The sequence below is a fragment of the Desulfobacterales bacterium genome (assembly GCA_034003325.1).
GTDB lineage: Bacteria > Desulfobacterota > Desulfobacteria > Desulfobacterales > JAFDDL01 > JAVEYW01.
Genome location: JAVEYW010000006.1, coordinates 252,478 through 274,560, shown reverse-complemented (window position 1 = coordinate 274,560; position 22,083 = coordinate 252,478). Strand labels below are relative to the sequence as shown.

Sequence of the window (22,083 nt, the reverse complement as noted above, 5' to 3'; positions counted from 1 at the left end):
TTTTTGAGCATTGTTCTCTCCTTTTTTTGAATTTTTTACTGATACAAAAGAACAATGTATTTATAGCATAACAGATTGTATTTTTAAAGTATTAACGCATTTAAGTTCCTTAAGGAAACGGCATTGGCCGTAGACTAAGGGAATCATATGAAGGAAACTACAACACCAAAGGAAATTGACGAGTACATCGCGGCCCTTCCCAAAGACGTTCAAAAGATACTCGAAAAGATCAGAGCAACGATCAGAAAGGCAGCGCCGGAAGCCAAAGAAACGATTACGCATCGAATACCGACATTCAAGTTAGAAGGCAATCTGGTTCATTTTGCTGCTTTCAAGACACATGTCGGGTTTTATCCTACCCCGACAGGAATCGCGAAATTCAAAACCGAACTATCTATCTACGAAGGCGCGAAAGGTTCAGTGAAGTTTCCGTTGAATAAGCCGATTCCCCTTGGGCTAATTGGTAAAATCGTCAGGTTTAGGGTGAGTGCTGATCGCAGTTGATTTCAGAGGCCTGAGATATTTATGACAGATCACAGCCGCACTGAACCCTTTGATATGAGAATAATATTCAAAAACTCGGCGATAAGCTTTTGTCCCAGATAATGGATCTTATGGGATCACCGGGGAGTCCTTGCTGCTTGGCAAACTCCCATAAATCCGGATTTTTTATTTCCGGGGGACTAAGTGTTTGGCCAGGCGCTTGGCCAGGCAGACCAGCGTAAATGTGGGCGGAAGTCCAAGAGCTTCCGGAATCACGGAATTATCACATACATAAAGATTGTCAATTTCAGTCATGAGATTTCGATCCACCACATCGCCTATCTTGGCTGTTCCGCCTGGATGACCGGCTGAATACCAGCTTTTATAAATGTCTTTGGCTCCGGCGTTCTCCAATATGGCTTTGGCTCGATGATAACCACTGGCGAACTTCTTTTTGTCATTTTGGGTCAAGCGTTTTCTCACAACCCCGTATTCTGTCAGGCTCCCCCCCAAATCTTCTCGAATCTTGATCATGATCTGTAATATTTTCGCATGGGCAAATATTTTCGGAAATTTGAAGACTTGTGCCGCGCTAAGGGCGTGAAAGGCCCAGGGAAAGGTCATGTCCGCCAACAGGTATCCCTCGTCTTCCATATGGACCCCATAGACCATGGGGACTTCCTTTCCCCCCTGAATATCATCAACCACCCCCAGGACAGAAATGACAGGGTCATAAAAAAAATCATACCCGGCCCGGCCGATGCCGCAGCGGCGCAATATCTTCGGGGTTCCCATTCCGCCGGCCGACAGAATAACTAGCGGTGCGTAAACATGACTCATTTTTCCCTTTTTACGATATTGAACCCCAATGGCCTTGCCGTTGTTCTGAATGACCCTGTCCACTTTGGCCTCATTGATCAGCGTCGCCCCGTTTCTCACTGCCTCTTCAACAAACATGCGGGTGTTCCATTTGGCGCCGTAGGGACAACCCCACGTACATTTGTCACAATCGGCCCGGCATTTGTCCTGGTATATGAATTTGGGAAGTTTATGCCACTGATAGTTTAAGTCGCAAGCACTCTGCATGATCCGTTTTGCCATGGGGCCAATCAGATCATCGGAAAGTTTACCGATGGGCAGTTCGGATCGAACCACATCAATTTCTTTGCGGATATCGACCCCATAGGATTGTAGCATGTCCACCGGCGGGTCAAAGGCCGTAGCATAGTAATAAAGACTGCTGCCCCCTGTTGTGATGCCCCTGATAATGCTCAGCAGTTCATTGGTGAGCAGAAGGCTTTTTCCCGGCATGAACAACTGGGGAACGGCCTGACGGGCGGTGCCTTTTACAGGCGCATTATTGCCCCATTCCAGAATCAATACTCGTTTTCCGGACTGGGTCAGCTCTTTTGCCACGGTGGCGCCACCCGGCCCACTTCCCACAACAATGGCATCAACTTCTTTTTGAGTGACTTTCAATTTAATCCCTCCTTTTTGGCGTGATTAGGGATAAGATGTGGACTTAAAAAAATTAGGCATAGGAGAGAAGTCACATTTGCCGGCAGTGGATGTACCCCCCAGCGGTGGAGCCGATGTCGGGGCGCGCCCAGCGATTTGTTTGGAAATATATTAAGGTTAATTGGATCCATTGTTAATTCGGTCGCTTCTTTCACTACATTAAGGATGGGCATCATTGGTTCAGCTCAACGGGGATGATAGTCACCGGAACAGGGGAATTCTTCACGACTTTTTCTGCCACACTGCCAAAGCGAAAATTGCCCTTTTCCCCATGGCTAGCCATAACCACTATATCCAACTTCTCCTTTTCGATCAACTTTAGAATCTCTTTAGCGGGGTCACCTATTGCTATATGTTTGATGTAAAGTGGACAGCTATCAAGGTACTTTTCACAGATTTGTCCCAACCGTTTAGTTGCTGTTTTGCTAAGATGTTCCATGAGTTCCTTGACATGTTTTCCCTCAAAGGAACCATACCACCCATCATGGTGGGCAATATCCTCAATTACGTAAAGAACGTGGACTTCTGCTCCGTATTGGGTGAGCGATTTTACATAAGGTAAGGCTTTTTCAGATATTCCTGAAAAGTCTGTCGGCCATAATATCTTTTTCGCGTCCATTATTGAACCTCCTTTAATTATCCGGGTCTATTTGCCATGCCCACATTTTGTTGATCCTGCAAAGATGATAAAGCCATCACATAAAGCGGTACTTCCGAACCTGCGGAATCAGCGAACCCAAATAGCCAATTCCAGATAACAGTAGCATATCACAAAATCTGTCAAACCGTTAACATTACCGGCTATTAGCTGTTTTTTAAAATAGTTGCCTTTTTTTGGTTTCTTAATTGCTGTGATAGCACATGGCGATCTATGGTTCACCCAACACTTTGATACGAGAATAATTTCAAACAGAAATCATACAATTTAAAATCCGGCGTAATGGTGTTATCCTCTGCCCGGATTGGCCGGCGGATCGGCAGAAACATTTGACGAGGGTGTTGGATGATTTGCGGCGGCAAATTAAACATAGGCCGGCTTTCCATCAGGGGCATTTGGGTGTGAACGGATTTTCGTCCTGACCGTGGTGTCATATCTTCAGCAATGGTAACCAGTGGCGGCCCGGTAAATAAAACTATCAAATACGCCGGAACGGTTAATTCTGAGCTGTAGGATTTTTCGAAATCTTTTTCGGGCAGGGTAATAACGGTAAGACCCTGCTCTATGGGCTCTTGATTCCAGCCTGAAGAGTTGCCGCAATGTTATCGGTAAATTTTGTCTTTTGAAAAGGATTCTGAGAAACCTAGGAAAGGTTGCCGGCATGAATATCATAAAAGGATAAGCTGATTTGCGGCCTTGCCTCACTGATTGTTTCCGACTTGCCTGCCCCGAGCGCATCTTTCCCGGTGATCCGGTAATCGGTTACGCCTGGCAGATCTCCGCCCGTACGATTTCGTCCGCCTCGTAATCCCTCAGCCCGCTTTCCATCAACAGGTTTTTCCGCTCCTGCGCCTATCTGCTCTTTTCCAGACAATGGCGTTCCAGGTCCTTTGCAGCCTTCAGTTCCTTGTAAAATTTCTTGTCCCGATTCTTCAGATATTCCTTCCTCAATTCGGCGAATCTGTCCATGGGTTATCCTCCTTTTTTTGATCAGGGGTTTCGATCAGGCTATGCGGACCGGACACAGGGTGTCAAGCGGGATTATTTCGGGGCATGGATTAAAAGGAGTTTTAAGGGGTTGCCTTTTAAAAAAGTTGTACAGGGGTTGTACAAAATCCCTGAAAGTGAAAAAGGGTTACAAGCTTTTTACCTGTAACCATTTGATTTTTATGGTAGCGGGGACCGGATTTGAACCAGCGACCTTCGGGTTATGAGTACGATTTCTAATATTTTCTATAAGTTGTAAAAACCGTTGATAGTCAAGGCTTTGCCCTAATTCCAATATCATAGAGACCGTTTCGGAACTGAAATAAACGAAATGGGCGAAATATGGTTCGTTCAGCGTGTCCCATTTTTGTACCAGAAAACAGCACCGAATTCCAACTTTTGAGTGCAAGGCATTCCCCATTCATCAGGCCCTCACTGATAATCAAAAACGACTCGCCTCTTCCCTATTCCACCCCATCAAATTAAAGCCCTCCCCCATCATGCCGATATGAAAACAGGATAGGTTTTTTATCCATAGTCCCAGCGCCATACAAACAATAGCGTTTTTCGGAATCACCAGTAGCCCAGAAATATCAAAATGTATAAGGAGCGCTTTGAATTGAGACCCGTGCCTTAAATACCAAGGAAAGGAAAATAAATGGACAAGCCGGAATTTTCAGACTTAGTTGTCAGCCTCGATGAAATACGAGGCATGGATATAGATGCATTGTTTCAGAAAGCCGTTCTTTTTATCAATACAAGCGGGATAGAGTGGAAAAAAACAGCGTATGTAATGTTCAAAGAAATTATCTACCGGGATTCAAATTACAGTTCTGGAAATGGTGAAACCCCACACTTCTATTTAGGAAACCTGGAATTTTTTAGGAAGGATGATCCCGAATCTGCAATTGCTCATTATACCAAAGAATTGGAAATGAATCCTAATGATACGTGGTCATATTTTTACCGAGGTGAGTGCTGGATGGATTTGAAAAACTATAAGAAAGCATTGTCGGACTATGAACAAGTGGCCCGACTTGATCCAAGTTTTCCTGATATTAAAGAAAAAATTGAAGCGGCTAAAAACCATTCCGAGGCAACATGAGTTTTAGTGACACCAAAAGTGCCTGCTATTGGGATCTCAAACAATGATCAAGAGACCCAATTTTGTTACGGCCGATCCAGCAGATCTCACCACAAGATCAGCACCTCTTCAAGCCAAAGAGTCCCCTTGGATAGAGGAAATCTGCCCAAGTCGGTCGGGCAATTGTAGCGTGCTACTGGTTGCGCCACATGGACATAATAAGGACGATACAAATACTGGGAAGCTGACTCGTGAGCTGGCCGACCAGTTGGATTGTTACGCGGTCATTAATGAAGAGTTCCTCAAGACGTCAACCGCCGGCGTTCAGAACGCTGATCCCGATAAATTCATTGCGGACTTTTACAAGGAAAGTGATGCAGCTTCACCTGCCCTGAAGTCACTATTTTATGAGAAGGTTGTTGAATTCAAAAAACATATTATCAATAATTATGACATGTTATATGTGTTATATATCCACGGCATTGCTGATGAAAATTCACTCAAAGTCGCCAAGCTAATACCTGAATACAAAGATAACGCATCTGAATTAAAGGCAATTATTGGTTATGGACAATGGAGTGGAGCACCAAAGTACACTGCTGATTTTAAAAAAACAATTGGGCCGCTAATTGAAAATTTTCGCAATTGCGGTTTGGAAGTTGCCATAGCCCCTACTAAGCCTATAATCGTGGAAGGGAGAAAAAAATGGTACTGTGGCCGGAATAGAGACCGATTGAATCAAGCTCTCTACGATTCAAAATTGCCTATGCAAAGCATGCAAATCGAGCTGAAGGAAGCCGGGATAAGAGATACCAACGCGAATTGTTCAGATAAAGCAATGGCCATGGCTAATGCCATCAGAACGTTTTTGGTCAGCGCTGTCCAAAAGGGCTCTATCCGGTACATTAAAGCCGAAGAAATAGATCTGGATGCCGGCAATGTTCAATTCAAATTCAGACAGGATGATTTCAGTTCTGACGAAGCCGAATTCGGACGCCTGGTCGATTCGATCAAGATCAATGGCATTCTGAATAACATCATTGTCAGAAAACGCTCTACCAGTAATGGCAAACTGTACCAATTGATCTCAGGTTTCAGAAGAATGGCTGCTCTACAGGTGGCTTTAGGAAAAAAGAATAGTTATGCAAGTACGACTGTACCAGCCAGAATTCTTGATGAGACAGTACCGGATGATAAGGCCTACCAAATCAGCTTCACTGAAAATCTGGCCCGGAAGAATCTGTCGTTATGGGAGATTGCTCAAGGATGCGCCAGATTAAAACGAGAATTGGAACCTCAGCGTCTATCAAAAAGTGTGATCGAGAATCGTCTTTCAAACCTAATTCAAAAAGACACCAGAACCGTACGACGCTATTTGAAGTTGGCATCGATAAAAAACAAGGACATCCAGGAGGCTGTTCATATAGGCAATATCAGCCCTACCGCGGCACTTGAAATCGGGAAAAAAGATTTCACTGAAGATGATATCGCAGCGTTATTGAATCATTTGCAAACTTATCCCAAGACGACAAGAGCATTCGAAAGGTTTTCAAATAACCTTTTCCATTGCTGCAATCTATCTGAGCTGTCCGTGCATGATGTTCTCGGATGTAAATATTCAGACAATTTCCTTTCTCTTGAAAAGGAAGAGCTCAATAGCCGCATCGAAAATCTAAAAAAACAAAGTGGTAAGGAATATCCTGACATTCTACAAGGTGAAGCAGGTTCATTAACGAAAAAAGTAGACCAAATTAAATCCGCACTGAAAAAACAGCAAGCAGTTGAGGACTTTCAGAAGTCCAAAAATGACATAGCAGAAAAAGTTGAAGCAGCCTTCAAGAATTCGAAAATTAACGGCAAGTTCAAAATTTCACCAGTTTCGAATTCCAAAGGTAACCAGATCAAGGTCACTATCACCTCACCGGAGGATCAGATATGGAATGCAATTGGTGCGGTATTGAAGGCAAATGAGCAGCTGGATGAAGAGACATAGTGTGAGACAAATTCCGTTTCAACTTTGTCAGATGAAAAAATTATTGTCCGGCAGTTTCATTTTTTCGTTACACCGGGAGTGAGTGTAAATAGCACCCTCCACCATGTAATTACGATCTGCCCAAAAATTGAACGTTTTGTCACGAAAAACATGTATCAGGCGTAATTACAATAATTTGCGAGGCACGATCTGACCAGGGTGGGAATCAGGTTTGTGGGGAAATTCATGCTTCAGAAAACCCATCCGAAATAGGTCGGTTATCCCATCGAAATCATATGGGAATTCCACTTGAAAATCTGGCTGGAAATGCCGGATAGTGGTAATAAAATAGTTATAGTAGCAGTAGAGGTAGCAGTAGCAGTCTCCATATCAATAGCAGTTCCGGTAACAGTACCAGTCTCCATATCAGCAGTACCAACACATCCCCTCACATCACAGTTCAATCAGCACCACCGTTAGCACACAATCCAATTCCACAAGTATCCAGTTCGCACTGGAAGTTCCCTTCCATCGGATCAGACACCGCACCCAAATTTCTCCTGAAAACTTACGACAACTTCCATCAAATCTGCTGGCAATTTTTCACTTACTGCCTCAACGATCCACCCCGGTATGTCCCGATAATATGCCTGGGCAATTCCTCCGGCAATACACGCCATGGTATCGGCATCGCCTCCTAAAGAAATTGCATTCTTGATGGCGCTCTCGTAGGACCAGGAATCCAGAAATGAAATGATGGACTCGGGGACAGATCCATGGCACGAAACATCAAACCGGTACCCGTGACGAATTTCATCAACTGTCCGGTTCATATCATAAGGGAAGCGTCCGGCGATTTCGTCTCGAATGATCTTTTTATTCCCCACCTTCCGGGCCAGAAAGATTGCCAGAGCAGTTGCTTGTGCTCCCCGGGTTCCTTCCGGGTGATTGTGCGTGACCTCTGCGGATCGTTTAGCCTCTTCCAGCACTTCATCTACCGTTTCGAAGGCGAATCCAACCGGAGAAACTCGCATTGCGGAACCGTTGCCCCAGCTATTGTAAGGTTTCGGGTCCCCGGACCACATCCAATCACGAAAAGATGCTCCATAGCCCGAGTTCGGGTATCTTTGTGCGAAATCAATGATGGATTCAGCATACCCGGCGCCAGTAAGTATGGAATTTGCCACCGCGACCGTCAGGACGGTGTCATCTGTGAACCCGGATACGATGATCTCGAAGTCCCTGGTCTTTATGGGGTGCCTCTCGTAGGGTGAACCAATCATGTCGCCGGCGATTGCACCAATCATGAATGTTACTCTTGCAAATTGATGGGCTGCATTAGATCAGGCCTATTGTTTCTCGTGCTATTCACATCACGTGAGACAGGATAAAACTTGAACTCCTCAACCTTACCCACTTCGAGCATCCCGATCAGTTCGTTGAGGTCCTGAAGTTCTGGATCGAGCCAATGCTGATATATTTCCGGATTGAGTATTACCGGCATTCTTTCGTGGATGTGCTCTATGACAGGGCTTGCCTCGGTTGTGATGATGGTACATGACTGAATCGTAGTTTCGCTGTCCTTGTCGGTCCACGTTTCCCACAGGCCGGCAAAGCCAAAAGGTTCATCGGTGAGTGTGGTGATGAAATAGGGTTGTTTATCCCCTTTGGTCCCAGTCCACTCGTAGTATCCGTTAGCCAGTACCAGACACCGGTGTTTCTTAAACGCGTTTTTAAAGGAGGGCTTTTCTGCCAGGGTCTCGGACCTCGCATTGATCATCCGGGAGCCGATTTTAGGATCTTTAGCCCAGAATGGAATGAGCCCCCAGTGGAGGTGCCGGATGTGAATCTGCTCTCTTTCTTTCAGAAGGACGGGTACTTCTTGAGTGGGCGAGATGTTGTAGTTGGAATCTGGTAACCAGTCCCAGTCACCAATGACGACCAGTTTTCTGACTCCTCCAATGGGACCTATGTAAGCATATCTTCCGCACATACCGATAGTGTTAGTCTGGGAAGGCATGATGTCAAGGGGATTGAGCCGTAGCCACCTGGTCGGCCTTTTCAAGAGGGGGCTATGATCGTTGCATATAAGTCCCAACAGTTCAGATCAGCAACATGTTTAGCATACGATCCCATAGCACCAGCATCCAATTCAAGCAGAAAGTCCCCCCGGTAATGCCCAACGGAAACCACAGCCCTTTACATCCTCCCCTTCATCCCTTTATATAAAGCCTGATCCATAAAAGCATTTCAGGGAGCATCCTATGCAAGAGCAGGCAGATATGGCTTTCATCACCCTGGTGGCCTATGAAAAGCAGCGTCCTCACTATTGGGTCCGTTTCGCAAAGTCAGTTAAGGGTAAGACGGAGCTGATTTCTCACAGGCGGTTTTATTTCCATGAATACGAGGGTGGACAGGAGGAGTCTCTATTCTGGGCGAAGGACTGGAGGGACTGGGAATATCAGGAACTCAGATCTCGAGGTTTGATTAAGGCCAAGGGTGATTGGTCCGGCGGGGTTCCGCCCTGTTACACAACGCCGAGAGTCGACAACAAGTTCGGGAAATGTGGGGTTCAGCGACACGACTACATGAGCATCGGAAAACATGTGAAGCAGGACGGCACCATTTCCTATTACAACAGGCACAATCTTGGATATTCCGCTGTGTGGATCGAATATGTTGAGGAGGATGGCATCGTCCGCCGGCGGTATCGAAACAAGACCTTCAGCATCAAAAAGTATGGGGAGGATAAGGCAAAACGGTTGGCCAGTGAGGCAAGGGATGTCGTTGAAAAGTACCTACGTTCCAGGGAGCATTTGGAATTGAGGGAACGTTACTGCGGTCAACGAGGGCAATAGGAGCTCACTTCTCCACGCGAAAATCATTTTTCCGCCTACCTGATTTGGTTGACATTATGATACTGGAGAGCTGTACGGTCAGTTCGGTAGTACCTACGCATGCAGGATACGAGTATCGAATCTCAAATTTTGAATGAACGGCTGCCATGAGGCGTGGCCTTTGGGACGTCGCCTCGATGGTTTTATTGGGGCTGTTGTTTACCTTCATCGATTGCCTTTTGCACGATTGTGAGTCTTGCACAACATCTGGCAGTTCTTGCGATCTGTGGGACCACCCTTGGTCCACGCTGCTACATGATCAGCGTCCATTTCTGAAAGCATCCAGACTTTGCTCTTATTGACATCATGGCCGACTGCGCAGAGCGGACAATTTGATACGCTATTAGCTTCGGCAACTGTAGTCTGCTTGGCGTAGACGGATTTCTTTGTAGCTTCGTCAAAAACACGGACATCCAGCAATTTCGTATCGGTTGAACCTCCAAGAATGTATTCGAAGACGCCGCGACGTTTCCTGACGTATGGGTCGCTATAAAGTCGCTTAACCTCTGAGGACACTTTGGCCGGATCATATGACTTGGAATGGTACTCCTCGTAGAGCCGTCCCCACTCCAGCCCCTGCATCTCCTTTTCAACATCCCTGAACACGCTCGACACCCAGTCGATGACACTGTCGTAGTAGGTCTTCAGCCCATTAATATTGTCATCGTTGCGATGAGCGCTCATGAAGCTGCCAATATCGCCCTTGCTCACCCAGTCCAGCGCCCGTTCAAGGAACTGCTGACGGTTTGCGCTGCCCCTGATGTACGCGCTCCATTTCTGGATGTTCGCGTTCTGGCTGTTGCTGAACTCGGCCTTGGCAAACGTCACGAACGGTCCGGAATAAATGGCGTTTAAGAGTTCTTGGGGGTTGAGGGGCACACCTGCGATGTTGATAGTCTCAAACCATTGCTTGATCTCGGTCTCCGTGCCCTCGCAGTCGTAGATCAGCAATTTCGATTCCAGAATTTTAGCTTTTTGGTCGGCGGGCAAGCTGTCGAAGTTCTTCGGATTGCCGTTATCCATGATCGCGAACTTGTTTGTAACGAACCGTCCGATACTGGTGATGCGCTGCTGACCGTCCAACACCTCGAACTTGTCCTCCGCGACTTTGTTGAAGTAGATCAGCCCGAGCGGATACCCCTTTAGTAGCGAGTGAATCACAGCCGCCTCCTTATTGCCGCCGTCATCCGCATAGATGTAGTTCCGCTGGTACTCTGGCTGAATGGTGAGCTTTCCGCCCAACCCGTACAGCCCCTTTCCCTCCAATTGGTTGTACACAAATCCGTCGCAGATGTCGGCCACGGTAATCTCGGTTCTCAGTGTGGTATTCACTTTTTCCTCCCTTTTGAAGGCCGGGCATTGCGACAGTGGCGGATTAGGACTCGCTTGAAAACCTTGACGCCGTTCACGACCCCGGAAGCATTGAGGTCGTAAACGCCCGGCTTGCCGAATCGCTCCCGATACGAATCACGGCACTCCTGAGACGTGTATACCCGCGTCCTAAAAGCATTGTCTGGGTCGTTGGACTCTGTGGTGCCAACAATCTCGAACTGGTCGGGATTGTATTTGTCGAGGAAGGTGATCGGGACGCCCATGACGCCGTCGTAGTCGCTGGGAATTGCCTTGTAAGTGCTCACCTCGATCGCTTCGTAGTTCTCGTATCGTTCATAAGCCATCTTTCCCTTCAAGTTCTTGCTGAACCGCAAGTTTTCCGCCATGGTCCTGAGGGACAGCTTCTGGTGGCGGCGGCCATGGTCGAGGTTTGTGAACCACATAATGCTCCCCATGCTGAAGTACTTTGTGCCATTGACAATCTTCTTGCGCGACTCCGTCTTGATGTCGTAGTCGTCCTGAACCTGGAACCACTTCGTTCCGCCGTTGTCAACTCCGAACCACAGCTTGTTGTCTTTGATGAATGGGAAGATCTCCTTATAGGTGATCGCGTTTTGGTTGCCTATGATCAGAAACTTCTTGCCGTGTTCCATAAGCTGGCCCACGTACTCGCGAAAGAGGGAGAAGGGAGGATTAGTGACCACGACGTCCGCCTTTTTCAAGAGAGCGATGCATTCAGCGCTGCGGAAGTCGCCGCCTTCAGAGAGGCGCGTGCGGGTGTGTGGGTTCAGCTTCAGGAACAATTCGACGTCTTCGATGCCGGTTGCGCCGTCTCCGTTGACATCCTTCACTTCCTTGATTTCGACGGCAATCGCCTTGGGTTTTTTGCGCTTGCCATTGCCCTCAAAGTACTCATCGAAGGTGAGTTGTGCACCAGCGATTGGGGAACCGTCGTAGCTGGTGATGACGAGTCTTTTCAGCCCGAGCCTGTTGAAGTTGGCGGCGAAGTACTTGAAGAAGTTGCTCTCGAAGGGGTCGTCGCAGTTGCAATAGACGACCTTGCCGCGGAACGTATCGGGGTCGAATTCGAGGTAGGCCTCAACCTCTTTCTGTATATCAACATACTGGGTGTAAAACTCGTCCTGCTTGGCCGCCTTCGCCGCGCCAAGCCCTTGATTCATCGGCTTGCTTTCCGCCTTCGCCATAGCCTATGCTTCCTCCACCATGATCCTCCGAACCGAAAAATCACAGGCGCCTGCTGTATGGCGTCCTGTGTAGTGTCGTTTTTATGCGTTACTTCCTATCAGTTTTGATTAAGAAGATCCGCAATTTCACCTGCTATTTCCTCAACAGTATGGGTCGCGGTGCTTCGTGCAACTTTATCTGCCAGAGATGGACTATAATCGACAACTTGTTGCTTAGTAATGTTATGCCAAATAGGAAGAAGGATCTGCTCTCCTGACACAGCTCGTGTGACAATTCCGTCGAGTTCGTAATTTGTCCAACCTTTGGAGATGAAGTTCGGCGATAAGACGACCAGTCCAACCCGACTATTTGCGAGCCCTCTGTCTATTTTCTGCCTCAAGCTGTCGCCTATTCGCAACGTAAACTCGTCGTACCATACATCAATGCCCTGCTTCACAAGAGCATTTGCGAGTGGTCTTACTATTTCGTCTTTGTCCTCTGATGCGTGAGAAATAAAGACATCGTGGGATTGTCCGCCTGAATCCATGGCAGGGGGAATATTGCGCCTTACAAGACCCGGCACTTCAGCTAAAGGAGTCTGGCGTATCTCCGGCAACGGTCCGGGGAGAACTCTTACTGATGCACGTGTGCTACCGCGCAAGCCTTGCATATCTATTGCGACATGCCAATGTCCTGAATTCGGAATAGGAAGCCTAATGGGAGATTGTTTAGCAAGGCCGCCGTAAAATCGATGTTGGCGGTCACTTTTGTAGCTCGAAAAATTTGAGCTATCCATCAGACGGACGTTCGCGCCGCTGGTAAGGGTGATTTCTACAATTTCACCTTGCTTACGATACCCGAGGTCGTTATGGATGAATTGCAAGCATCTTTCCTTTCTCGCTTTTTTTGGGGCATAACTTTATTTACTCACCGCAATACGATGAATAACCAATATACTTAAAAAATTGGGAATTTCTGAAACTGTTAAAAAATCCATGGCACTTGCTGGAAAGACGCTCCGTATTTAACATATCTGGCTGATAATTAAATTGATTTTTTTGCATTTCTATCAAAATATTTTTCCGTGGGTGAACAATTCCGACGGGTTTGCTCCCGATCTGGGTTACTTATCGTAAACACGGTGAGTTTTTCAACAACATAGGAGAGGGGAAATGATTCAGAAATTCAAATTATATTTATCCCGCAATAGGGTTCAGCTGTGTGAAAGTGTTCCTCCACAGTGACGCTCGAACTCGGGTTTTTTACCGTCAACCTTGCATGTGATAACCAATTTATTTGGCACTATCTCAATATTTTTACAATTGGTGATAGGAAACAATACATTGAAGTTGTCATTCCGATAACCTGGGGTCTCATCCTAAATCCAAAAGGTATCTGATGCCCGGAAAACCTTTGATACGTTTGTAATTTTACATCATCCAGCGTCCGAATCACATCCCCCATCATGGTCATTAGCCCCATAAAACCCGTCTATATATTTAGAGCGCCTCCCACAGTCTATTCTCTTTAACCCATACAAGCTGTCTTCTTGCTCCATCCAATGAGCCAACGTTCCATAATAGTGCTCAAGTTTCAAAATCTCCCCCGAGTGTGTGAGCTCTACCCTGTATGTAAGAGGGTATAGATCCGCCAATAATTTTTTATGCCGCCGCCATATCCCCTCCGTTGCCGGCGCCCCTTCCATCCCCATCCATTGAACAAAACCCATTCAAGAAAGGAGACACCATGAGCAACCTTATCCACGTGACCCTCAAGGACCCCACCAATTCCGGATACGTCTGGCGCGAATTCTATTGCCCGGATTGTCTGGATAAGAAACTGGCGTCATGCACCTGGCTGAAGGAGATCCGCCGGGTAAACGCAACGCCAAAGCACCTCTCAACCATCTATCCACAGCTTGTCAATGAACCGTATTGCAGAGATTGCGGTTCCATCTTCAGATTTTAATCCATCACCATTTCAGCGGAAGGCGGTTTTCGGTCATTGTGCCGGGAACCGCTTTTTGCGTTTGAATGAAAGGAGGCAACACCATGCAAAAGACCATACCCAGATCCAGAGCCACACAGAAACAACTCTTCGGAGCCAACCCAGACCCGCCAAAGGGGACCTTCGTTTCTGTCTATCGTGTTTCCCTGGTCAAGGATGCGAACATCTCGTTTGGGGGTCAGAGGCTTAACAACGCCGAAGAGGCCCAAGCTATCCTTCGCAAACTCATCCAGAAGCACGGACAATCCGACAGAGAACATTTTTGCGTGATCTTGCTTAATGCCAAAAATGAAATAATCGGTATGAACATCGTCTCCATCGGGGGGCTGTCAGTGCATCAGTGGTACCAAGGGAGGTCTACAAACCGGCAATCCTTGCCAATGCCGCCGCCATGATCCTTTGTCACAATCACCCCAGCAACAACCTTGAACCCAGCCGAGAAGATCTGGATCTGACCCGGCGCATCATTCAGGCCGCCAAGGTGATCGGCATTCAAGTGCATGAGCATCTGATCATATCCCTGGAGGATGACCAGTATTTCAGCTTCGCAGATCAGGGGATCATTCAGCGGATGTACAACGAAGCGAACTGAATCAATCAATACACTTTTCATGAGGGACCATTTGCCCCCGGGCAGATGGCTTTTTGCATTTTGAAGGGAGGTGAAATCCACAATGGCATACACGCCGGAACTGAGCCTGGCCTCATCTCAAACCTTGAGGCGTATCGCGTGGGCGCTTGGAATACCCATGACTCAGGCCATCGAAAAGATCTTCGAATACCTTCCCGGCATCTTGGACCGTAGCAAGGTTTGCAAGGCGTGCAGGGACAAATCCAAATGCAATACATGCTTGTTTTCAACACACACAACGAAAGGAAAAACACATGAATAGAGAAATTCTCGAAAAACCCTTTGGCCCGGAGCAGATCAAACAGCGGGAAGGGCATTATGGACGGACGTTCGATTATGTCGAGGGGCATGCCGTTATCAAGAAGTTGAATGATGCCTTTGACTCGGAATGGTCCTTTTCTATCCTGAAGCATGAAATCCTGAAAGATACGGATGAGGTGATCGTCCTCGGTGAACTCAAGGCCGGGGATATCGTCAAGACCCAATTCGGATCGAGTCGAATCACCCGTGCGCGTGAGACTGGAGAGATGATATCAATTGCCTGTGATTTGAAGGCAGCCGGCACAGATAGCCTGAAAAAGTGCGCCACCATGCTCGGTGTGGGACTGCACCTGTACAACAGGACAAACGCCCATATGGGTCAGAATGGAAACGGTTCAAATGGAGTCGGATATCGGTCTCAACAGGAGCCCAATCACGATCAGCCCTCCAGGGGAGATCGTACAAACGGCAACGGTAACGGCAATGGGGGCAATAATTCCCGGCCTCCCGGTAACGGCAATGGCAACGGAAACAATCATCCCAACAGGTCAGATTGTAATGAAAGGATTTCTGACAAACAAATGAATTACCTCATGCAACTCAATGAAGATCGGGGAAGGAGTAAAGCTCAACTCGACAGTTTCTGCAAGGAAGCTTATGGGTGTGTTGTAGAACACATTTCCAAGCGTGATGCTTCTGGATTGATCCGTACCATGCTGCCCAACTAAACCCATTCCAACAAATCAAAAGGCACACAGATGAGGGAGCCCCATAGGCTCCTTTTTTTATGCTCGGATAAAACAAGAAATGCCCTTCTGACGGCCCTGAAAGCCGTTTTGAGGGGCTTTTTTATTATGGAGGCCACCATGAGCACCATGAAAGTGGAGGTAGTCTGCAGCTATTGCCGACGCTCGATAGCTTGGAAGGAGTGTGAGGTATCTGTCCTCAATAACATTTCCAAACCCGTCTCCCATGGCATCTGCAGCGAATGTTTCCAACGAGAACTGGAGAAACTCAACGCAACAATGAACCCAACTACAAAAAAATGAAAGGAGCAGTATCATGGTAAAAACATCAACGCTTGAAACTGTCATCAACGAAGTCCATCAACGATCCGCCCAGCATTACGATGAAATCGTCCCCGTCCAGGATATGACATTTGACAGCCTGTCGCAGATGTGGGTGTCGAGGCGGCCAGTGGAAGTTTTACCCAGCGCCCAGCGACTCCTTGCAAACCGACTCCGGGTGCCATTTTCCTATCTGTCCCGTTGTCCCAAAGAATTGCAGGCAGAGAACCTCAATTACTGGATCAGGGAGGAGGCCAGAAACCGCCAAACCCTGTTTTGCCGGTTCGACGACAATAAATTGCGGGCCGTTTTTACTGAACGATATACCGCCATCGACCACATGGAAGTGCTAACCAAGATGCTGGAATATGGTTTCAACCCGGAAACTGAAATCCACATTTCCTTGGACAACGAAATCATGGTCCTGAAGGTGCCGGAATACGAGAGGACCTTCCGTTTGTCTGAAAATGACAAGGTGGTTCCCGGCATCAGCATCTCAAATTCGGAAGTGGGTTTCCTGGCGCTCTCAATCGAGGCCTTTTACTATCGCCTGGTCTGTACCAACGGAATGATCGCAAAAACCGCCGTTGATGCCCGCTACAAGCATATCTCAAGAAAGGTCATGGATGAGTTTCCGATGGTGCTCCAAGGCGTGGTGGACCAGTCCAGGCATGGCCGGGACAGGTTTATGATTTCCATAGGAACTCCGGTGTCCAATCCGGAAAGCACCATTGAATCCTTTGCTCGACAGTTCCAGATTACTGGACCCGAAACAGACATCGTAAAACGGGCTTATTACCAGGAGGAAGGTGCCACCATGTTTCACGTAATAAATGCCTTCACTCGTGCGGCCCAGGACCCTTCCCTATCCGCCACGGATTCCTATCGGCTTGAGAAGACGGGCGGGCATATCCTCGCGATGGTGAAATCGTAAACCCGATTCAGTCAAATCCCTTGTCTTCATTTTCATGTGTTTAGCCGACCGGCGACTAAACACTTTTCACAAATAACTCGGAAGGCCCTGTCATCAAATCGATGGCGGGGCTTTCCTTTTCCTAAAGGAGGTAGCCATGCAATACGTGGGTATTGTCGGAGCGCGAAAATACAAAGACAGGCAATCAGTCATCGACTTGATCCATTCACTTCCGGAGGATTCTATTATCATCACCAGTTCATGCAGGGGCGTTTGCACATGGGCCAATGAGGAGGCCAAGGTGATTGGCCTTAAAGTCCGCATTTATTCGCCGGATCTGACAGGCGTTGCAAGCCGACCGGAAATGGTAGAGCGTTACTACCAGCGAAATCGAGAGCTGATTTCAAAATGTGAGATTGTCCACGCCTTTATCAGTCAAGAGGATGGTCTCACCGGTGGTACCCGCTATGAGGTCCAGTATGCTAAACGACTTAATAAGGAACTGGTTCTTCATTGGGAAAATGACAAGGTTCAAAGGACCGGCCAAAGGTCCTTGCCATTCGATCACGAAGAAAAAGATTTTTCGAATAGCTGGATGAATTTCTTTTCTGAAGCGCTGGGGCAAGTTCCTTAATCCGGCAATAGAGGACAATGGCAAAAACATAAAATCTTGTGCTCGCAATGCGGGTACTGATTTGAAAGGAGGTATCAAATGGATGATTTCTTTGACGATTTTGACGGGGATAATGATGAGGGGTTCGATCATGATGACGATGACGCCGATTTTGGTGAAACTCCTGGTGAATTTGAATCTGAAGCAGGACCGGCTATCGATGAGGATGTATCTCTGGAGGCGGAGAATGACCATTGTCGCGGAATTCAGTGGCAGGATTGGATGTTATTGGGGCCGATCTCTGAAGAAATAGCCAGGGAAAAAGCAGAGGAGGAACGGTTGATACGAGAGAACGATAAGGGTGAGGATTAAAAAGGAGGAGCAACATGGGGGCTCAGTTGCATGACGGCTGCCCCCCATGCTGCAAGGGTTCTCATCAGTGCCGACACAATTAGGACTGATGACTGCTGGCGATACTAAATGTACATGGGTAATTTTTCAGGATAATAAATAGAGCTACTACAGGGTTTGAAGACACGTTTTCGGTTCAGATATCAAAGCCCTATCTTTACTGCACACAGAATTAAGTTTTTCCAAATGTTTAAATATTGGGAACGTCCCGAACTTCCGCCGGGCATTATCGGCGGCAAGGCCTTTGTCCTGGACACCTACCGGAAAGTAAAAGAAATATTTCAGTCCAAGCGGGACAAGGTCCCCAAGTCGATTTCAGGACTCACCGGCATTTACTCCCTGAAACGCCTCACGGAATGAAGATTCAGTCTTCGGGAAAAGAATCCGCCTGTCCATCCGACCCCGCGTCAGATCGCCATCTTAAACAACCCATGCTCTCTGCTTGAAGCATTCGCCGATGCTTGCGCTTCCCGCTCCTTTGTGATTTATGCGCAACCGCATCAAGCCGCCTTTCCGCCCTCGTTCCCTGAAACAAACATCATAAATACCTGTTTCCTGCCCCCTTATTTCTGCACCTCTCTAAATGGCTCTCATGCCCATCCAACGCGCTAATATTGCAAAAATTATCTCGAATTGTTGGACACCGTTGGGTCTTTGACTCAAACACACAACATAAAAAATGTCGCAACATAACGTCCCCCCCAGATTCCATACACAATGAACGCCTGTAACACCTAACTTAACAGACCACCAAAGCTGAGCCGAAAACGCACTGAAATGATTCATGAATTTGCGTGTTGCTCGCCAATCCGCCATTGGCAGGCCAGAAATCCGTTATTCGGTGAGCTTTACCGGTGTTTTAAATCCTGGGGGCTTTATGGCAAGCACCGAACATGATAGCTGACCAAGAATAGCTTCGGCGGTATTGCCGATGATCAGCCCCGAAATACCTGTGCGCGCAACCGTCCCCATGACTACAAGATCCGCCTGCAACTGCTCCGCCAAGGTCACGATTACCTTTTTCGCCGGTCCCTTGGGCAGGTGGGAGCGAGGAGAAATTATATCATAAGCATCGGTGCCGATCCCTTCACGCAACGTCTCGCCCAGCCTGTATAGTCCTTTTTGGTGGAGCGAGTACTGGTTTGCGACGTGGGTGGCAATCGTATTGTTTGGGATGTCCCCCCTCGCCAGCATGACTCTTTCGGCCATGGCTTCCCAGGCATGGACCATATGCAAGGAAGCAAAGTCGGATAGCGCAAGCGAACTGGCCAGTTCAAGAATCTCCAGGTTAAGGGCCTGCTCTGAGGCTGTAGGGTCTAAAAGATTGAAATCAACAGCCGCCAGAATGCAGTCGTAATTGGATTTTTCCAGTTGCCTCATGAGCCATATCGGACACGGGCATTTTCGCAGCAAATGCATATCGTCGCTGCCAAATACTCTTTTCATAAAATCGGGGTTTTCCGCAGCCTTGATCACCAAGTCATACGAATTGAGCAGTACGGAACGAATTGCCTCAAGGAAAACCTTGCCCATCAGAACATCGAGCTGGATTTTCATTCGATTCTGGTAGGGCTCGATTAAGACTTCTAACGCCTGCATGTGTGAATTCATTGTTTCCATCTGGTAATCATCATTAACAGGCGGGATTACGTCGATGATCGTCAGTTTTGCCTGGTTGTTCTCCGCCAGAGAGACTGCACGTTCTACTGCCGAAGATTGATCCACCGTTTCTTCATTCACATAAAGAATGTTTTGAAATTGTTTCATCCGTACCTCATCTTAGGACAATCTGCATGCTTTGTTTTGCCAATCTTACAGAGCCATAGCTCTTGTTCAATAATCGGGATTCTCTCATAGCAATGCCTCTGCGATACTGAAGTAGATAAGGAGTGTAGAAATATCGGTTAATGCCAGGGTCAATGGACCCGCCGCAATTTTCAGGTCAAGCTTCAGCTTGTGCAACAGAGACGGGATGCTTAGTCCGAATAAACTGGCTGCGCAAAGCGTCAGCAGGAGGCTGGACCCAATGGCAAGTCCCGACACTATATTCCCGCGCCATAGCCAGACAATTAGGCCCACCAAAATACCACACGCGGCACCCAGCAACAAGGCCGTACCGGTCTCGCGCCAGAGTGCTTGCACAAACCATTTCAGCGTCGGTAATCTTGACTGCAGCCCCTGAATGGTGACCGTCATGGACTGCATGCTGACACTCTCGCCCAATCCCAGAACCAGCGTCAGGAAAAACGCCAGAACCAAACTTTTGGCCAATGTCATCTCGTAAACACCGGCCAGCAATGCGCAAGCCGTACCGCTGGTGATCGTTGCCAATAGCCATGGAAACCGGAAACGGAACGCCTGCAGCGGTGAAGCGTCTCGCACCTGCAAGAGGCGAAAGCCGATCGTCTCAAACACTCTGTCCATGCTATTTTGATCGGCTAAATCAAAAGCATCTTCCGTAAACATTCCGATATCCACCACGCCCAATATCTTTTTTTGTTCATCCACCACCGGAAACGCAAGCAACTTGTGCAGTATAAAAAACTCGTAGGCCTCCAACACCGTTGCAGTCATCGGAATTGTAATTACGGAACTGATCATCACTTCGTATATGCGTTGCTCCAAGGGCGCAGCAAGCAGGCGCCGGGTCGGCACAACACCCACCAATCGATCGTTGCTGTCCACCACATAAAAATAGACAATTCTGTCTGCCAGCCTTTTATTTACTCTGATGTCGTCCAATGCTTGCTGAACGGTTGAATTCTGGGGCAACTTCGCAACGTCCTTGTGTGCGAGGGTGGCAATCGGCTGGTGCAGATGGTTTGTCTGTTCCGTCATCAGGAAAAATTTTCTTTCTTCGTTTATCGATTGCATGGTCAAACTCCTGACCATTAGCAATCACATATTCCTAATTTGAATTTTCGTAAAGTTGCCTTTTGTTCAAGGAAATTGGGGGCAAGGCCCCCAAACAAAAAGATGCCGGATCGCTGGTTCGTTCAGGTCCTATTTTAAGATACATATCTTTCAAGCAGCCAAAGCATAAGAAAAAAGATCACGGCAACTAAAGATAGCTTAACTCCGAAAACGATCTGGTTGCGCAGGGTGCTTGTTTTTGGAGAATAGTCAATTACCGGCTCCGAAGAGGGGCTGCTTTCGCTGACGTCTTGTGATTTCAAATGGGTATTTCGCATAAGGCCTCTTTGCACGCATCAATATAATGCTCTCCGCAGGCAAGTGGCTGCCATTTGGGTGGGCCGCATATCCATGGAGCTGCAAAAAAAATAGTTATAAGCCCGGAATTTAATCACACTATATCCTATTGCGGCAGATCAGAAATTTGATTTAACAGGATTGCAGGTGCAATTGAATCCAGGAGTTTATTACGAGTTGATCACGAACTATGTTTGTATGGGAATGGAGATGCTCGAATGGGAATTGCCGCACGGTCTACACGGTGGGCGAAGCTGGCGCTGTATTCTGTAAGAAAGAGTGAGGATCCCCTGGTAAAATCGAACAGAATTTGTCTGAGAATCAATGCGCCGTTAAATAGTTCATTGAAAGAATTGTAATTAGTCCGCCTATCGTGGGTGGAGGCTGATACCACGCAATCCAAGAAGGCAGGAGTAAAGAGAAAAGTCCTTGGGCGTGTCCTGGTGTCTTGCAGATCAACTGACAATTTTGTCTGTATGGCTACCGTTAACAGGCAGAGAGCCAGAAGCAAAGAAATGAAGATTCGTACATTTATCTTAGCTGCTGACACGGTTTGTCTCTCCCGAAAAAAATTCCGATAATTGGTGAGTGATGGCCCGGTGGAAAATATATGGGGCGCGATATCCATATTTACGCAAAGTATCAGGTCTGTGCTTGAATTTCAATATTTTTCTATAATATAATAAAAAAAATAGCACAAAACAATTATCACGATTTGATTGTTGCCCCCGGTGGGTGTCAAGGGAGTTGTCACCTAAAAAATGTTATGTGAAGCTCTGAATTATGTTAAGCTCCCACCTTTTCCTCAGCAATTCCCACATTTTCCTGTGTCAGCTCATAATTTCACTTCACAT

At 47.3% G+C, this 22,083-nt stretch carries 23 protein-coding genes; 12 read left to right on the top strand and 11 right to left on the bottom strand.

Going from position 1 to position 22,083, the window contains the following annotated elements; translation table 11 throughout:
• Positions 1-147 precede the first annotated feature (147 nt).
• Complete coding sequence (locus tag RBT11_08885; protein ID MDX9786878.1) at positions 148-504, top strand: DUF1801 domain-containing protein; 357 nt, start codon at positions 148-150, stop codon at positions 502-504.
• 165 nt (positions 505-669) lie between these two features.
• Here the strand turns inward: RBT11_08885 and RBT11_08880 are convergent, their stop codons facing one another.
• From RBT11_08880 to RBT11_08870, 3 genes are all read right to left on the bottom strand, one after another.
• Positions 670-1,962: a GMC family oxidoreductase gene (locus tag RBT11_08880; protein MDX9786877.1), complete on the bottom strand. Its 1,293-nt coding sequence runs from the start codon at positions 1,960-1,962 to the stop codon at positions 670-672.
• Between the two features lie 211 nt (positions 1,963-2,173).
• Entirely contained in the window at positions 2,174-2,620 is a 447-nt protein-coding gene (locus tag RBT11_08875) for a universal stress protein (GenBank protein ID MDX9786876.1), read from the bottom strand.
• Between the two features lie 682 nt (positions 2,621-3,302).
• A complete protein-coding gene (locus RBT11_08870; protein MDX9786875.1) occupies positions 3,303-3,533 on the bottom strand; it encodes a hypothetical protein in 231 nt (76 codons plus the stop codon).
• Positions 3,534-4,304: 771 nt separating this feature from the next.
• On the opposite strand from RBT11_08870, the gene RBT11_08865 reads away from it, so the two are divergent.
• On the top strand, positions 4,305-4,751 hold the full coding sequence (locus tag RBT11_08865) for a tetratricopeptide repeat protein (protein ID MDX9786874.1): 447 nt from the start codon (positions 4,305-4,307) through the stop codon (positions 4,749-4,751).
• 43 nt (positions 4,752-4,794) lie between these two features.
• Positions 4,795-6,723, top strand: a complete 1,929-nt coding sequence (locus RBT11_08860; GenBank protein MDX9786873.1) for a ParB/RepB/Spo0J family partition protein — start codon at positions 4,795-4,797, stop codon at positions 6,721-6,723.
• Positions 6,724-7,238: 515 nt separating this feature from the next.
• Here RBT11_08860 and RBT11_08855 read toward each other — a convergent pair.
• Positions 7,239-8,009: an ADP-ribosylglycohydrolase family protein gene (locus RBT11_08855; GenBank protein MDX9786872.1), complete on the bottom strand. Its 771-nt coding sequence runs from the start codon at positions 8,007-8,009 to the stop codon at positions 7,239-7,241.
• Between the two features lie 5 nt (positions 8,010-8,014).
• Positions 8,015-8,722 carry an SOS response-associated peptidase gene (locus RBT11_08850; protein MDX9786871.1) on the bottom strand — a complete coding sequence of 236 codons (708 nt, stop codon included), beginning with the start codon at positions 8,720-8,722 and terminating at the stop codon, positions 8,015-8,017.
• Positions 8,723-8,966: 244 nt separating this feature from the next.
• Here RBT11_08850 and RBT11_08845 point away from each other — a divergent pair, with 244 nt between their 5' ends.
• Positions 8,967-9,560, top strand: coding sequence for an AP2 domain-containing protein (locus RBT11_08845; protein MDX9786870.1), 594 nt, complete (start codon positions 8,967-8,969; stop codon positions 9,558-9,560).
• 204 nt (positions 9,561-9,764) lie between these two features.
• Here RBT11_08845 and RBT11_08840 read toward each other — a convergent pair whose 3' ends face one another.
• The 3 genes from RBT11_08840 to RBT11_08830 form a co-directional block, all read right to left on the bottom strand.
• A complete protein-coding gene (locus tag RBT11_08840; GenBank protein MDX9786869.1) occupies positions 9,765-10,931 on the bottom strand; it encodes a DUF262 domain-containing protein in 1,167 nt (388 codons plus the stop codon).
• Positions 10,928-12,136, bottom strand: a complete 1,209-nt coding sequence (locus tag RBT11_08835; GenBank protein ID MDX9786868.1) for an adenine-specific methyltransferase EcoRI family protein — start codon at positions 12,134-12,136, stop codon at positions 10,928-10,930. Before RBT11_08835 ends, RBT11_08840 begins: the two co-directional genes overlap by 4 nt.
• 98 nt (positions 12,137-12,234) lie before the next feature.
• Positions 12,235-12,999: a DUF1883 domain-containing protein gene (locus RBT11_08830; protein ID MDX9786867.1), complete on the bottom strand. Its 765-nt coding sequence runs from the start codon at positions 12,997-12,999 to the stop codon at positions 12,235-12,237.
• Between the two features lie 863 nt (positions 13,000-13,862).
• Here RBT11_08830 and RBT11_08825 point away from each other — a divergent pair.
• Positions 13,863-14,084, top strand: a complete 222-nt coding sequence (locus tag RBT11_08825; protein MDX9786866.1) for a hypothetical protein — start codon at positions 13,863-13,865, stop codon at positions 14,082-14,084.
• On the opposite strand, the gene RBT11_08820 is transcribed toward RBT11_08825, so the two are convergent.
• On the bottom strand, positions 14,081-14,383 hold the full coding sequence (locus RBT11_08820) for a hypothetical protein (protein MDX9786865.1): 303 nt from the start codon (positions 14,381-14,383) through the stop codon (positions 14,081-14,083). The two genes, RBT11_08825 and RBT11_08820, sit on opposite strands and share 4 nt — an antisense overlap.
• Here RBT11_08820 and RBT11_08815 point away from each other — a divergent pair.
• The 7 genes from RBT11_08815 (at position 14,270) to RBT11_08785 (ending at position 18,379) form a co-directional block, all read left to right on the top strand.
• Positions 14,270-14,518: a JAB domain-containing protein gene (locus RBT11_08815; GenBank protein MDX9786864.1), complete on the top strand. Its 249-nt coding sequence runs from the start codon at positions 14,270-14,272 to the stop codon at positions 14,516-14,518. The genes RBT11_08820 and RBT11_08815 overlap by 114 nt on opposite strands.
• Entirely contained in the window at positions 14,464-14,715 is a 252-nt protein-coding gene (locus RBT11_08810) for a JAB domain-containing protein (GenBank protein MDX9786863.1), read from the top strand. Before RBT11_08815 ends, RBT11_08810 begins: the two co-directional genes overlap by 55 nt.
• Positions 14,716-15,008: 293 nt before the next feature.
• Positions 15,009-15,743, top strand: a complete 735-nt coding sequence (locus RBT11_08805) for a Rad52/Rad22 family DNA repair protein (GenBank protein MDX9786862.1) — start codon at positions 15,009-15,011, stop codon at positions 15,741-15,743.
• A gap of 334 nt (positions 15,744-16,077) precedes the next feature.
• Positions 16,078-17,016, top strand: coding sequence for a DUF932 domain-containing protein (locus tag RBT11_08800; GenBank protein MDX9786861.1), 939 nt, complete (start codon positions 16,078-16,080; stop codon positions 17,014-17,016).
• 136 nt (positions 17,017-17,152) lie between these two features.
• Positions 17,153-17,629, top strand: a complete 477-nt coding sequence (locus RBT11_08795) for a hypothetical protein (GenBank protein MDX9786860.1) — start codon at positions 17,153-17,155, stop codon at positions 17,627-17,629.
• Positions 17,630-17,707: 78 nt separating this feature from the next.
• On the top strand, positions 17,708-17,980 hold the full coding sequence (locus tag RBT11_08790; protein MDX9786859.1) for a hypothetical protein: 273 nt from the start codon (positions 17,708-17,710) through the stop codon (positions 17,978-17,980).
• Between the two features lie 225 nt (positions 17,981-18,205).
• On the top strand, positions 18,206-18,379 hold the full coding sequence (locus RBT11_08785; protein MDX9786858.1) for a hypothetical protein: 174 nt from the start codon (positions 18,206-18,208) through the stop codon (positions 18,377-18,379).
• Positions 18,380-18,853: 474 nt separating this feature from the next.
• Here RBT11_08785 and RBT11_08780 read toward each other — a convergent pair whose 3' ends face one another.
• Together RBT11_08780 and RBT11_08775 are read right to left on the bottom strand one after the other, a co-directional pair.
• Complete coding sequence (locus RBT11_08780; GenBank protein ID MDX9786857.1) at positions 18,854-19,786, bottom strand: universal stress protein; 933 nt, start codon at positions 19,784-19,786, stop codon at positions 18,854-18,856.
• 84 nt (positions 19,787-19,870) lie between these two features.
• On the bottom strand, positions 19,871-20,893 hold the full coding sequence (locus RBT11_08775; protein ID MDX9786856.1) for a magnesium transporter: 1,023 nt from the start codon (positions 20,891-20,893) through the stop codon (positions 19,871-19,873).
• Positions 20,894-22,083: the final 1,190 nt, after the last annotated feature.

Excerpts from the sequence above, each read along its gene's own strand:
- RBT11_08820 (MDX9786865.1), bottom strand. The coding sequence starts at position 14,383 with ATGTTCTCTGTCGGATTGTCCGTGCTTCTGGATGAGTTTGCGAAGGAT.
- RBT11_08785 (MDX9786858.1), top strand. The coding sequence starts at position 18,206 with ATGTTTAAATATTGGGAACGTCCCGAACTTCCGCCGGGCATTATCGGC.
- RBT11_08865 (MDX9786874.1), top strand. The coding sequence starts at position 4,305 with ATGGACAAGCCGGAATTTTCAGACTTAGTTGTCAGCCTCGATGAAATA.
- RBT11_08835 (MDX9786868.1), bottom strand. The coding sequence starts at position 12,136 with ATGGCGAAGGCGGAAAGCAAGCCGATGAATCAAGGGCTTGGCGCGGCG.
- RBT11_08780 (MDX9786857.1), bottom strand. The coding sequence starts at position 19,786 with ATGAAACAATTTCAAAACATTCTTTATGTGAATGAAGAAACGGTGGAT.
- RBT11_08855 (MDX9786872.1), bottom strand. The coding sequence starts at position 8,009 with ATGATTGGTGCAATCGCCGGCGACATGATTGGTTCACCCTACGAGAGG.
- RBT11_08800 (MDX9786861.1), top strand. The coding sequence starts at position 16,078 with ATGGTAAAAACATCAACGCTTGAAACTGTCATCAACGAAGTCCATCAA.
- RBT11_08845 (MDX9786870.1), top strand. The coding sequence starts at position 8,967 with ATGCAAGAGCAGGCAGATATGGCTTTCATCACCCTGGTGGCCTATGAA.
- RBT11_08795 (MDX9786860.1), top strand. The coding sequence starts at position 17,153 with ATGCAATACGTGGGTATTGTCGGAGCGCGAAAATACAAAGACAGGCAA.
- RBT11_08885 (MDX9786878.1), top strand. The coding sequence starts at position 148 with ATGAAGGAAACTACAACACCAAAGGAAATTGACGAGTACATCGCGGCC.
- RBT11_08775 (MDX9786856.1), bottom strand. The coding sequence starts at position 20,893 with ATGCAATCGATAAACGAAGAAAGAAAATTTTTCCTGATGACGGAACAG.
- RBT11_08825 (MDX9786866.1), top strand. The coding sequence starts at position 13,863 with ATGAGCAACCTTATCCACGTGACCCTCAAGGACCCCACCAATTCCGGA.
- RBT11_08875 (MDX9786876.1), bottom strand. The coding sequence starts at position 2,620 with ATGGACGCGAAAAAGATATTATGGCCGACAGACTTTTCAGGAATATCT.
- RBT11_08860 (MDX9786873.1), top strand. The coding sequence starts at position 4,795 with ATGATCAAGAGACCCAATTTTGTTACGGCCGATCCAGCAGATCTCACC.
- RBT11_08805 (MDX9786862.1), top strand. The coding sequence starts at position 15,009 with ATGAATAGAGAAATTCTCGAAAAACCCTTTGGCCCGGAGCAGATCAAA.
- RBT11_08790 (MDX9786859.1), top strand. The coding sequence starts at position 17,708 with ATGGATGATTTCTTTGACGATTTTGACGGGGATAATGATGAGGGGTTC.
- RBT11_08850 (MDX9786871.1), bottom strand. The coding sequence starts at position 8,722 with ATGCCTTCCCAGACTAACACTATCGGTATGTGCGGAAGATATGCTTAC.